This window comes from Rhodococcus sp. KRD197 (assembly GCF_017168235.1).
Lineage (GTDB): Bacteria > Actinomycetota > Actinomycetes > Mycobacteriales > Mycobacteriaceae > Rhodococcoides.
The window spans coordinates 229,330-242,165 of sequence record NZ_JABFAO010000002.1; the positions used below are offsets into that span (position 1 = coordinate 229,330).

The window sequence follows — 12,836 nt, forward strand, 5'->3', positions numbered from 1 at the left end:
AGGCCGACGACCGGCAACCTGCGATTGGTCCCGAATTCATCCCCACGACACCACGCCGACTCACCAGCACCGGATGGTGCCCGTGCACAGATTCCACAGGACCTATTAATACGAAGAATTTCTCTTGAAGAGAATCTCTTTGAAAACAGGTGTTGGGGAGCGATCGGTTCACAGGCTCCCGATGCGGCCCGGCAGTGTCCTCCGAACCTCGATGTTCGGCTTTCAAGTTGGTCTCGAAGGGCATACGGTGTGCATCTGCCGGTTGTGTCAGACTCATCGATGCACCGGTATCGAGCGCACACTGCGCTCACCGAAGCCACCTTCGACCAGACCGCTGCCGAACGAGAGGAAAAACCGAGCGATGGAGCTTGGAAGTCTGAAGTTTCGCGTTGCTCGCGAAGATTTTTCCGATTCCGTTGCCTGGGTTGCTCGAAGCCTGCCGTCCAGGCCGCCCGTTCCCGTCCTCGGTGGAGTACTTCTCGCTGCCGACGAGCAGGGGCTGACCGTTTCCGGGTTCGACTACGAAGTCTCTGCACAAGTACGCGTCTCGGCCGAGGTCGCGACGTCGGGACGCGTACTCGTATCCGGCAAACTGCTCGCAGACATCACCAAGTCGCTCCCGAACAAGCCCGTCGATGTCGGTGTCGAAGGCACTCGAGTGCTCATCACCTGCGGTAGCGCGAAGTTCTCGCTTCCGACGATGCCGGTCGAGGACTACCCGCAGCTCCCCGAACTGCCGACGCAGACCGGTTCCATCGCAGTCGACGTGTTCTCCGAAGCGATCGCACAGGTAGCCGTTGCGGCCGGCAAGGACGACACGCTCCCGATGCTGACGGGTATTCGCGTCGAGATTCACGGCACCACGGTGGTGCTGGCAGCCACCGACAGGTTCAGGCTCGCGGTCCGTGAGCTCGAGTGGACCCCTGTCGGCGGTGAGACGAAAACCGAGGTTCTCATTCCGGCGCGAACCTTGTCCGAATCAGCCAAGACGTTGTCCAGCAGCGCCACTGCTCCGGTGGAACTGGCACTGGGATCGGGCTCCTCGGTGGGCGCCGACGGTCTTCTGGGCATCATCAGCGAGGGACGCCGGACGACGACGCGACTTCTGGACGCCGACTTCCCCAAGTTCCGTCAGCTGCTTCCCCCCGAGCACACCGCCGTGGCCGTCGTCGAGATCGCACCGCTCGTCGAGGCGATCAAGCGTGTTGCACTCGTAGCGGAGCGAGGAGCGCAAGTTCGGCTCGAGTTCTCGTCCGAGGGCGTGCTGTTGTCGGCGGGCGGTGACGATGCAGGTCGCGCGGAAGAAGCGCTGATGGCCGATTTCCAGGGCGAAGCCCTCACCATCGCCTTCAACCCCGGATATCTCATCGACGGCCTGTCCTCGCTGCACAGCGAAAAGGTCACGTTCGGATTCACCACACCCAGTCGACCTGCGGTTCTGCGCCCGACCAGCGATGATGAGTTGGTACCTGACTCGTCGGGCAAGTTCGCGGCACCGCAGAGTGCGTACACGTATCTGTTGATGCCGGTTCGACTTCCGGGCTGACCGGGTATGTAACGGTTGCGGCACTGTCGATTCGCTGGTGCCCGTACCATCACCCGCACACTAGAGAGGGACACTCCGCATGCAGCTGGGACTGGTCGGACTCGGAAAAATGGGCTTCAACATGCGTGAGCGCTTGCGCGCGCACGGTCACGAAGTCATCGGATACGACCCTCGACCCGAGGTGACGGATACACCGTCACTCGAGGGGCTGGCGCAGGCATTGACTGCGCCGCGCGTGGTGTGGGTGATGGTCCCATCCGGTGAGATCACTCGGGATACGATCATCGGCCTCTCGGAGTGTCTCGACGAGGGCGACCTGGTCATCGACGGGGGTAACTCCCGGTTCACCGACGATGCGCACAATGCCGAACTGCTCGCTTCCAAGGGTGTCGGTTACATCGACGCCGGAGTATCCGGCGGTGTCTGGGGCCTCGAGAACGGTTACGGTCTGATGGTCGGCGGTGCCGAAGCCGATGTCGCGAAGGCGATGCCGATCTTCGATGCGTTGCGGCCGGAGGGCGAGCGTGCCGACGGTTTCGTGCACGCCGGGCCGGTCGGTGCCGGCCACTACTCGAAGATGGTTCACAACGGTATCGAGTACGGGCTGATGCAGGCGTATGCCGAAGGCTACGAGCTCTTGGAAGCCGAGGATCTCGTGCAGGACACCCATGGTGTCCTTCGTGCGTGGAGCAAAGGCACAGTGGTTCGATCCTGGCTGCTCGATCTCTTGGTGCAGGCGCTCGCGCAGGACCCCGAGTTCAGCGAGATCTCCGGCTACACAGAGGATTCCGGCGAAGGTCGGTGGACCGTCGAAGAAGCTATTCGCCACGCGGTGCCGGCGCCGGTCATCTCGGCGGCACTGTTTGCGAGATTTGCGTCGAGACAGGATGATTCGCCGGCGATGAAGGCGGTTTCAGCGCTCCGCAACCAGTTCGGTGGCCATGCCGTCAAGCGTGTCACCTCGGCGGAAACGCTTCGCGCACCCGATCCCAAGAAATAGATCTTGTTCGTTCGTGCTTTCACCCTGCGTGATTTTCGCTCGTGGGACGACGTCACCATCGAACCGGGGCCCGGTTCGATGGTGTTCGTCGGTCCCAACGGCCACGGCAAGACCAACCTCCTCGAGTCGCTTGGATACTTGTCGACGCTTTCCTCCCATCGGGTTTCCTCCGATGCTCCGCTGATTCGGGCGGGTGCGGACCGTGCCTTCACCGGTGCATCCGTGGTCAACCAAGGCCGTGAACTGACGATCGATGTCGAGATACTCGACGGTAAGACCAACAAGGCGCGAATCAACAGATCTCCTGCACGCCGACCTCGCGAGATTCTCGGTGTTCTGCAGAGCGTGCTGTTCGCGCCGGAGGACCTCTCCTTGGTGCGCGGGGATCCAGGGGATCGTCGTCGCTATCTCGACGAGCTGCTCACCACTCGGAGACCTCGAATTGCCGGTGTGCGAGCAGATTACGAGAAGGTTCTGCGTCAACGATCGGCCTTGCTGAAGACGGCAGGTGGGGCTCTGCGGCGCGGAATGCAGTCGAGTGACGGAGCAAGTGCCCTGGCGACCTTGGACGTGTGGGACGGCCACCTCGCTGCGCACGGTGCCGCTCTGCTGGCATCGCGCATCGGGTTGGTACACGAACTGATGCCCTTCGTTGCGCAGTCCTACTCCTCGATTGCCCCCGAGTCGCGTCCTGCCACTATCCGATACCGCAGTAGCCTGGCCGAGGCATTGCCACCCGAGTTCGCCGATCCCGAGCGTGATCCGGAACTCGATGACGTGGAGGTGCTGGAAGCGGCCTTCCTGCATCAACTTTCGCGGATGCGGCAGCGTGAGATCGAACGAGGTGTCTGCTTGGTCGGTCCGCATCGTGACGATCTGGAGTTGAATCTCGGTGATCAACCGGCGAAAGGCTTTGCCAGTCATGGTGAGTCGTGGTCGTTTGCGTTGTCGCTGAGGTTGGCGTCGTTCTCCCTGCTTCGGACCGAGGGTACCGATCCCGTGCTGATGCTCGACGACGTGTTCGCGGAGTTGGACCGCAAGCGACGCAGTGCTCTGGCCCGCGTCGCGGCCGATGCAGAACAGGTACTCATCACCGCGGCCGTGGCAGAGGACGTGCCGCCCGAGCTGGACGCGGTGAAGATGGAAGTACAAGCGGTACAACGTGATACATCCCGAGTATCGACAATCTCCAGCGCGTCGACCTCGAGGGCGTCGGTTTCCGAGGCAGCGACCGGCGGGGAGTTGGATCGATGAACGACGAGGAGCAAGACGGAACGCCGCAACCACCGCCGGATGCGGAACTCAAAGGGGTCGATCTCGCGCGCCGTGCGCTCGAGGACGCACGTAACGCGGCCAAGGCGAGCGGAAAATCCGTCGGGCAGGGTCGTTCGTCGCCGACGGGTGGTGTCCGGGCTCTGCGTGGGCGCCGCAAACGGGGCTGGTCCGGGGCCGGTCCCGACGACCGTGACCCGCAGACACTGGGCTCCCTTGCGGGGTCGATTGCGAAGAAACGCGGCTGGTCCGACAAAGTGTCGGAGGGAACCGTCCTGGGCCGGTGGCCGACGGTGGTGGGTGAGGACATTGCCGCGCATGCGGTACCGACCAAACTCGAGGATGGTGTTCTCAGTGTCACGGCAGAGTCCACGGCCTGGGCCACACAGCTACGGCTGATGCAGGCACAGATTTTGGCGAGGATAGCTGCAGCAGTCGGGCACGGCGTCGTGAAGTCCCTCAAAATTCACGGACCCACGACCAAGAGTTGGCGCAAAGGTGACCGTCACGTGAAGGGTCGCGGACCGCGCGACACGTATGGATAGACATCGCCGGCTGCTTGTACAAGCAGTCTGAGCCGCTGTTTTGCGAAAGTTGACTGTTCTTGCAGTCCCCGATGTCCATGCGTAGCGTTCCCCGGATAGCCATGTGGTCGATAGCGGAGGGGCGCCGCGCGACCGAGTTTTGACGAGGGGACAGGTGTAATCAGTGAGTAGCTCGGAAGACACGGTCGACAGCACCGACGATCGGGTGTTGCTGCATGCGAGAAACGTCTCCTTCGATTGGAGATCGCTCCCACTTCACTACGTGGACGGCGATCCACTTGCTACGCACCTGATGAACGTCATGCACCTCCTTCTGCCCGAGGGCGAGGAGTGGTTCGTCCGAACCTTCAAGGAGGCGCTCCCGCTCATCGACGACGAATCCCTGCGCGAGGACGTCATCGGGTTCATCGGGCAGGAAGCGATGCACGCGCAGGCCCACACCGAGGTGCACGAGCAGCTCAGGGCGCATGGAATCGACGTCGATCCGTTCGTCGATCAGATGAAGTTCGTATTCGGTCGCGCACTGGGCAACAGGCCAGGTCACAGCCGCAACAGTCTCGTCGAACGTCTGTCGCTCATCGCTGCGGTGGAACATCTGACTGCCTTCCTCGGTGATTGGGTACTCAACGCCGAGGAGTTGGATCGGGCCGATTTCGATCCGACGATGCTGGATCTGCTGCGCTGGCACGGAGCGGAGGAAGTAGAACACCGGGCGGTGGCCTATGAGGTCATGCGCTATTTCGATGTCCGCCATGCCCGGCGTATACGCACCTACATCGCCATTGCTCCGACTCTGGTCTATTTCTGGACCAGAGGAGTTCGCTACCTGATGGATCAAGATCCGACCCTCACCCACCTTCCACCGAAAAAGCGTCAGGCCGGATTTCGGGATTTTCGCCGCGTCACCTCGTGCGGGCTGTTTCCGAGCAGTATGCAGATGCTCAAGGCATCCCTCCGGTACTTCAAACGTGACTATCACCCCTCCAAGGAAGGTTCGACGGCGCAGGCGGTCAGATACCTTGCGACTTCTCCGGCGGCGCGATCAGCAGCACGATGAGCGCTCGGAAAACCGGTAGCAAGCGAGCATCGCGACCTTCCCTGAAAAGCAGGATCGCGCGGATGAACGAGATGGTGGCACTGTTCCGTCGAGGGCGCTCGATACCAGGAGATCTGTACGGCAAACCGGAGCCTGACGAGGCCATTTCGTTGGTGACCGATGCGCTCGACAAGTGGTTCGCGCTGTTGGACGGCACCGCGTACAACGAGGAGTACGCTGCGCCACCGATCGTCCGAACGCGGACCCTCACCCTCACCGACCGTGAAGTCATGTGCGTCGACGAACATGTCGTGCAGTTGACATTCACGGCCGATGACGACGGTGAGCTGCCACCGTGGTCACCGGGAATGCACTTGGACTTTCATCTGCCCTCCGGTCGCAAACGTCAGTATTCGCTCTGTGGTGGAAACGTGTCGTCGCATGCTGTATCTCCGCCCGAACCGGCGTCGTATCGGGTTGCGGTGCGGTTGATTCCGGATGGGGGCGGTGGCTCGAAGGAGATGCACGCCCTCGAGCTCGGCACTCGCGTCACCGTGCGCGGGCCCCGCAACGGATTTCCGTTCGTGCCAGGCGGCGCCGCAGTGTTCGTTGCCGGCGGTATCGGGATCACCGCAATCCTGCCGATGGTGCGCATGGCGATTGCAACGGACATGGACTGGCATCTCGTGTACTGCGGACGCTCGCGGCAGTCCATGCCTTTCCTCGACGAGATCGAAGCCATGGACTCCGATCGAGTGACCGTTCGCACCGACGACGTCGATGGCCTCCCGAGCGCCGAGCAACTTCTCGAGCAGGTCAGGGGCGGCGCGGTCTACTGCTGCGGACCGCCGCCGATGATCGAGGCTGTCAAGGCAGGTATCGACGACGTGCCGGCGACACATTTGTACTACGAGCGGTTCTCAGCGCCCCCGGTGCGTGACGGGGCGGAGTTCGAGGTCCAGTTGGTCGACTCCGGAACTGTCATCGCTGTGCCTGCCGACAAGACCGCACTGCAGGTGATCCGGGAGGTGAAGCCGACCGTCGCGTACTCGTGCCAGCAGGGTTTCTGCGGAACCTGCCGTACCCGTGTTCTCAGTGGTACCCCTGAGCATCGTGAGACTCGACTGACCGAGGAAGAGCAGGAGTCGGAGATGTTGATCTGTGTCTCTCGCTCGGCCGGCGGCCGGATCGTGCTCGATCTCTAGCATCACCGAACCGCAGACGCCACCGCTGGAGATCTACCGTCCATATTTGCCACGAAGGCAGGAGAAAATGCCTCTGCGGGGCATTCAGGGGCCATTTCGGGGTGCCATCGTCCCCAAGCTGCCAACGGATGCCAGTAGTATGGACCGGTAACTGCGAAGCCTTCGAAGAAGCTCCACCGATCGTCCGGCCCCTATGGGGTCCGAGGAAACGGTGGAGAAGACTCGTGCGCGTCACCGAACGGTGGACGCGGCAGCACCCATGTGGTGCGAAGGGGGCTTCCGACGCGCAGAAGGAGAACAACCGAACCGTGGCTGCTCAGAAGTCAGGTAAGACCGAGAACAAGGACTACGGCGCTTCGTCGATCACCGTGCTCGAGGGGCTCGAAGCAGTCCGCAAGCGGCCCGGTATGTACATCGGCTCCACCGGTGAGCGAGGACTGCACCACCTGATCTGGGAGGTCGTCGACAACTCGGTCGACGAGGCCATGGCCGGTTACGCCACCACCGTCGATGTGGCGATTCACGAGGACGGCAGTGTCGAGGTCAAGGACGACGGCCGCGGTATTCCTGTCGGCATGCACTCCTCCGGTGTTCCCACCGTCGAGGTCGTCATGACGCAGCTGCACGCCGGCGGCAAGTTCGACTCGGACTCCTACGCCGTGTCCGGTGGTTTGCACGGTGTCGGCATTTCCGTCGTCAACGCCCTCTCGACCAAGGTCGAGTTGCAGATCGCGCGCGACGGCCACCGCTACACACAGACCTACGACTACGCCAAGCCCGGGCCGCTCGAAACCGTCGGCGAGACCAAGGAGACAGGTACGACGGTCCGCTTCTGGCCTGACGGCAAAATCTTCGAGACCCTCGATTTCAGTTTCGAGACCGTGCACCGCCGCCTGCAGGAGATGGCGTTCCTCAACAAGGGACTGACCATCAACTACATCGACGAACGCGTCGCCTCGACGGACGCCAGCGAGGAAGAGCTCGGCGAGACCGCGCTGGCACCGAAGTCGGCGGAGGAGGAACAAGCCGAGGTCGCTTCCGTCAAGCCCGCAAAGGCGAGGAAGCGCACCTACCACTACCCCGACGGCCTGGTCGACTTCGTCAAGCACATCAACGCCAAGAAGTCGCAGACCCCGATTCACAGCTCGGTCGTGGGCTTCACCGCCAAGGGCGAAGGTCACGAGGTCGAGATCGCGATGCAGTGGAACGCCGGCTACTCCGAATCGGTACACACCTTCGCCAACACCATCAACACCCACGAGGGCGGCACGCACGAGGAGGGTTTCCGGACGGCATTGACCTCGACGGTGAACAAGTACGCCCTCGAGAAGAAGCTCGTCAAGGAAAAAGACATCAAGCTGACCGGCGACGACATCCGTGAAGGTCTCGCGGCAGTCATCTCCGTACGTGTGGGCGAGCCGCAGTTCGAAGGCCAGACCAAGACCAAGCTCGGCAACACCGAGATCCGATCGTTCGTCCAGAAGGCCTGCAACGAGCACCTCGGTCACTGGTTCGAGTCCAACCCTGCCGACGCCAAGACCATCATCAACAAGGCGGTCTCGTCCGCCCAAGCGCGCATGGCGGCCCGCAAAGCGCGAGAGATGGTGCGCCGCAAGAGCGCAACCGACATCGGTGGTCTACCCGGAAAGCTCGCCGACTGCCGCTCCAACGATCCTTCGAAGTCGGAGATCTACATCGTGGAGGGCGACTCCGCAGGCGGTTCCGCCAAATCCGGTCGTGACTCGATGTTCCAGGCGATTCTTCCGCTGCGCGGAAAGATCATCAACGTCGAAAAGGCCCGTATCGATCGCGTCCTGAAGAACAACGAAGTCCAGGCCATCATCACCGCCTTCGGCACCGGCATTCACGACGAGTTCGACATCACCAAACTGCGGTACCACAAGATCGTGCTGATGGCCGACGCCGACGTCGACGGGCAACACATCTCCACGCTGCTGATGACGCTTCTGTTCCGCTTCATGCGTCCACTCATCGAGCAAGGCCACGTCTACCTGGCGATGCCACCGCTCTACAAGCTGAAGTGGAGCCGCGGCGAACCGGACTTCGCGTACTCCGACCGCGAGCGGGACGGATTGCTTGCCGCCGGTATCGAAGCAAAGCGCAAGATCAACGTCGAGGACGGCGTGCAGCGCTACAAGGGTCTCGGTGAGATGAACGCGAAAGAACTGTGGGAGACCACCATGGATCCGTCCGTGCGCGTTCTTCGACTGGTCACGCTCGATGATGCGGCCGCCGCCGACGAGTTGTTCAGCGTCCTGATGGGTGAAGACGTCAGTGCCAGGCGCAGTTTCATCGCGCGCAACGCCAAGGATGTCCGATTCCTCGACGTGTAGTGCCGGAATTCGCCATCTTGTGAAAAGTCTTTTAGCTGAGGAGATTTCATGTCCGATATCACCGAACCACCGGTAGGACCGCCGCCGGGCTCGACCACCAACGCCGAGGGTGGCGACCGGATCGATCCGGTCGACATCCAGCAGGAGATGCAGCGCAGCTACATCGACTACGCCATGAGCGTCATCGTCGGTCGCGCGCTCCCCGAGGTTCGCGACGGACTCAAGCCCGTGCACCGCCGCGTGTTGTATGCGATGTACGACTCGGGCTTCCGTCCCGACCGCAGTTACGTCAAATCCGCACGGCCCGTTGCCGAAACGATGGGTAACTACCATCCGCACGGCGACTCCTCGATCTACGACGCGCTGGTTCGCCTGGCCCAGCCGTGGTCGATGCGCTACCCGCTCGTCGACGGTCAGGGAAACTTCGGTTCCCGCGGCAACGACGGTGCCGCCGCGATGCGATACACCGAGGCCCGGTTGACGCCGCTCGCGATGGAGATGCTGCGCGACATCGACGAGGAAACCGTCGACTTCATCCCCAACTACGACGGTAAAACCCGCGAGCCGACGGTCCTTCCGTCGCGAGTGCCGAACCTGTTGATGAACGGCTCCAACGGCATCGCCGTCGGTATGGCCACCAATATTCCTCCGCACAACCTGCGCGAACTCGGCGAGGCGGTCTTCTGGGCGCTGGACAATCACGAGGCGGACGAGGAAGCCACCCTCGCGGCATGCATGGAACGCGTGAAGGGCCCGGACTTCCCCACGCACGGTCTGATCGTCGGCGGCCAGGGCATCCAGGATGCCTACTCGACGGGTCGTGGTTCGATCCGGATGCGCGGTGTCGTCGAGATCGAAGAGGACTCGAGCGGACGCACCACCATCGTCATCACGGAGTTGCCGTACCAGGTGAACCCGGACAACATGATCACCTCGATCGCCGAGCAGGTCCGTGACGGCAAACTCGGCGGCATCTCCAAGATCGACGACGAGTCCTCGGACCGTGTCGGCATGCGGATCGTCGTCACCATCAAGCGTGACGCCGTCGCCAAGGTCGTGCTCAACAACCTGTACAAGCACACGCAGTTGCAGACCAGCTTCGGCGCGAACATGCTCTCGATCGTCGACGGGGTTCCGCGCACGCTGCGTCTGGACCAGATGATCCGTTACTACGTGGCACACCAGCTCGAAGTGATCATTCGGCGGACGCGCTACCGGCTCCGCAAGGCCGAGGAGCGCGCCCACATCCTGCGCGGTCTCGTCAAGGCACTGGACGCGCTCGACGAGGTCATCGCCCTCATTCGCGCGTCGCAAACCGTCGATATCGCTCGCGCCGGTTTGATCGAGCTTCTCGATATCGACGACATTCAGGCCGATGCGATCCTCGCGATGCAGCTGCGTCGTCTGGCAGCCCTCGAGCGACAGAAGATCATCGACGAGTTGGCCGAGATCGAAATCGAGATCGCCGAGCTGCAGGACATCCTGGCCAAGCCGGAGCGTCAGCGTCAGATCGTGCGGGACGAACTGGGCGAGATCATCGAGAAGTTCGGCGACGATCGCCGCACCCGCATCATCGCGAGCGACGGAGACGTCAACGACGAGGATCTGATCGCCCGCGAGAACGTCGTGGTCACCATCACCGAAACCGGGTACGCCAAGCGCACCAGGACCGACCTCTACCGCTCCCAGAAGCGTGGCGGCAAGGGGGTGCAGGGCGCGGGCCTGAAACAGGACGACATCGTCAGCAAGTTTTTCGTGTGCTCCACGCACGACTGGATCCTGTTCTTCACCACCAAGGGTCGCGTCTACCGGGCCAAGGCCTACGAGTTGCCCGAGGCCAATCGAACTGCGCGCGGGCAACACGTCGCGAACCTGTTGGCGTTCCAGCCCGACGAGCGGATTGCCCAGGTAATCCAGATCAAGACCTATGAGGACGCGCCCTACCTGGTGTTGGCCACCAAGGGTGGTCTGGTGAAGAAGTCCAAGCTCACCGACTTCGACTCCAACCGCAGCGGCGGAATCGTCGCTGTCAACCTCCGCGGTGAGGACGAACTGGTCGGAGCTGTGCTGGCGTCCTCGGAGGACGATCTGCTGCTCGTGTCGGCCCAAGGCCAGTCGATCCGTTTCTCTGCCACCGACGAGGTGCTACGCCCGATGGGTCGAGCCACTTCGGGTGTGCAGGGGATGCGATTCAACGGTGAGGATCAGCTGCTGGCGCTCAACGTTGTCCGTGAGGACAAGTATCTGCTGGTCGCCACATCCGGTGGTTACTCCAAGCGCACTGCGATGGAGGATTATCCACAGCAGGGTCGTGGCGGAAAGGGCGTGCTGACGATTCAGTACGACCCGAAACGTGGCACCCTGGTGGGGGCTCTGATCGTCGACGACGATGATGAGCTCTACGCAATCACCTCCGGTGGCGGCGTGATCCGTACCGCAGCCAAGCAGGTCCGGAAGGCCGGCCGACAGACGAAGGGTGTTCGGTTGATGAACCTCGGTGAAGGCGACACGCTTCTCGCCATTGCGCGCAACGCCGACGAGCACGAGCCGGAGCCGGGCGCTGTCTCCGCCGAAGATGAAGCATCGAAGGAGTTGTAGTGAGCACTCCCAACAGGCCTGGCAGCAGGCCCGGTTCGCCGAACGACCAGGGCGATCGGACTGAGCAGCCACGCCAGTCGAACCGACCGCAACCGGCTGCCAAGCCCAACCCTGCCGGCAAGCCTGCCGGACCGCAGGCAGCCCGGCCTCCTGCTGCGCCGCAACCGCCATCGGGCGCTCGGCCGCCTGCACGGCCCTCACAGGGGCCACCCCCGCAGGGTCCGGTACAGCAGGGGCCGGTTCAACAGGGCCCACCCCCGCAGCGTCCGGTTCAGCAGGGTGGGCGGCCACCGGCGGGGCGCCCACCGGTGAAGCCCCCACAAGCACCGGTCGCAGGGCAGGCACCGCCCAACAAGAGCGGTGCGCAGCATCCAGCGCCGCCGCGTCCGATGGATCCATTGCGTGCCGGCGACGGCTCGCCCCCCACCGCGGCGTTCCAGAACGTGCACAGTGGCCCGACGCAGGGGAACGGCAACGCCCCGGCCGATGAGGTCACGCAGGAGTCGCCGCCGTGGCAGCGGACCCAACGCGCTCCACAGCAGGCAGGATCACCGGCACCGAAAACCCAGCAACAGCCACAGACCAACTTGCCCACCCGAGGTGGTTCGCTTCCACACACCGCGCCGGTCGACACAGGTGCGGCAGCGTCGGGAGGGGAAAGCCCCGAGGTAGTGGCGCAACGCCGGGAGGCTGCGAAGTCGCGGGCGGCCGGTATCGACGGGCCGACACGCAACATCGAGCGCAAGGACCTGGCCAAGGACATGCCGGACCTGTCCGAGGTGCGGCATTCGGAACCCACTGCCGAAACGCAACGGGTGGCTCAGCCAGTTGCCATCGCGGCTCGTGGAGAGGGCGAAGGGCTACGCGCAACGGTTCAATTGCGAAAGATCGACCCCTGGTCGACTCTGAAGATCTCGTTGGTCATCGCCGTGTCGCTGTTCTTCGTCTGGATGGTCGCCGTAGGGCTGCTCTACGCAGTGCTCGACGGAATGGGCGTCTGGGATCGGCTGAACAGTGCATTCACCGAGATCGTCTCGGAGTCCAGTGGCGGTGGTCTCATCAGTGCCGGCCAGGTGTTCGGTTACGCCGCGGTCATCGGCATCATCAACGTCGTGCTGTTCACGGCCTTGACCACCATCGGGTCGTTCATCTACAACCTGTCCTCGGACCTGGTCGGTGGCGTCGAAGTGACGCTCGCCGATCGTGACTGAGCCACAGATCGAGTCGGGAGGATCGGGCCGTTTTGGAGTACAGCGGTTCGATGCGGTAATCTCACTCCT

At 62.9% G+C, this 12,836-nt stretch carries 9 protein-coding genes; all 9 read left to right on the plus strand.

Features of this window, described 5'->3' with window-relative positions:
- The first annotated feature begins 361 nt into the window (after positions 1–361).
- The 9 genes from dnaN to J1M86_RS03390 all read left to right on the plus strand — a co-directional run bounded on the left by dnaN (position 362) and on the right by J1M86_RS03390 (position 12,767).
- Positions 362–1,546 (plus strand): DNA polymerase III subunit beta, encoded by a 1,185-nt coding sequence (gene dnaN, locus J1M86_RS03350; protein ID WP_075837742.1) that lies wholly within the window; start codon positions 362–364, stop codon positions 1,544–1,546.
- 79 nt (positions 1,547–1,625) lie between these two features.
- Positions 1,626–2,546, plus strand: coding sequence for a phosphogluconate dehydrogenase (NAD(+)-dependent, decarboxylating) (gene gnd, locus J1M86_RS03355; RefSeq protein WP_075837741.1), 921 nt, complete (start codon positions 1,626–1,628; stop codon positions 2,544–2,546).
- Between the two features lie 3 nt (positions 2,547–2,549).
- On the plus strand, positions 2,550–3,800 hold the full coding sequence (recF, locus tag J1M86_RS03360) for a DNA replication/repair protein RecF (protein WP_206508814.1): 1,251 nt from the start codon (positions 2,550–2,552) through the stop codon (positions 3,798–3,800).
- The gene (locus J1M86_RS03365; RefSeq protein WP_206508815.1) at positions 3,797–4,363 is read left to right on the plus strand and encodes a DUF721 family protein; all 567 of its coding nucleotides are present in this window, start codon (positions 3,797–3,799) and stop codon (positions 4,361–4,363) included. Before recF ends, J1M86_RS03365 begins: the two co-directional genes overlap by 4 nt.
- A gap of 163 nt (positions 4,364–4,526) precedes the next feature.
- A complete protein-coding gene (locus tag J1M86_RS03370) occupies positions 4,527–5,420 on the plus strand; it encodes a metal-dependent hydrolase (protein ID WP_206508816.1) in 894 nt (297 codons plus the stop codon).
- A 71-nt stretch (positions 5,421–5,491) separates the two neighbouring features.
- Positions 5,492–6,604 carry a PDR/VanB family oxidoreductase gene (locus J1M86_RS03375; RefSeq protein ID WP_206509124.1) on the plus strand — a complete coding sequence of 371 codons (1,113 nt, stop codon included), beginning with the start codon at positions 5,492–5,494 and terminating at the stop codon, positions 6,602–6,604.
- A gap of 308 nt (positions 6,605–6,912) precedes the next feature.
- A complete protein-coding gene (gyrB, locus tag J1M86_RS03380) occupies positions 6,913–8,958 on the plus strand; it encodes a DNA topoisomerase (ATP-hydrolyzing) subunit B (protein ID WP_206508817.1) in 2,046 nt (681 codons plus the stop codon).
- A 48-nt stretch (positions 8,959–9,006) separates the two neighbouring features.
- Positions 9,007–11,556, plus strand: coding sequence for a DNA gyrase subunit A (gyrA, locus tag J1M86_RS03385; RefSeq protein WP_075837738.1), 2,550 nt, complete (start codon positions 9,007–9,009; stop codon positions 11,554–11,556).
- A 308-nt stretch (positions 11,557–11,864) separates the two neighbouring features.
- Complete coding sequence (locus J1M86_RS03390) at positions 11,865–12,767, plus strand: DUF3566 domain-containing protein (RefSeq protein ID WP_307786516.1); 903 nt, start codon at positions 11,865–11,867, stop codon at positions 12,765–12,767.
- Positions 12,768–12,836: the final 69 nt, after the last annotated feature.

Coding starts and splice junctions, on each gene's coding strand:
- J1M86_RS03365 (WP_206508815.1), top strand. CDS start 3,797: ATGAACGACGAGGAGCAAGACGGAACGCCGCAACCACCGCCGGATGCG.
- J1M86_RS03375 (WP_206509124.1), top strand. CDS start 5,492: ATGGTGGCACTGTTCCGTCGAGGGCGCTCGATACCAGGAGATCTGTAC.
- gnd (WP_075837741.1), top strand. CDS start 1,626: ATGCAGCTGGGACTGGTCGGACTCGGAAAAATGGGCTTCAACATGCGT.
- dnaN (WP_075837742.1), top strand. CDS start 362: ATGGAGCTTGGAAGTCTGAAGTTTCGCGTTGCTCGCGAAGATTTTTCC.
- gyrA (WP_075837738.1), top strand. CDS start 9,007: ATGTCCGATATCACCGAACCACCGGTAGGACCGCCGCCGGGCTCGACC.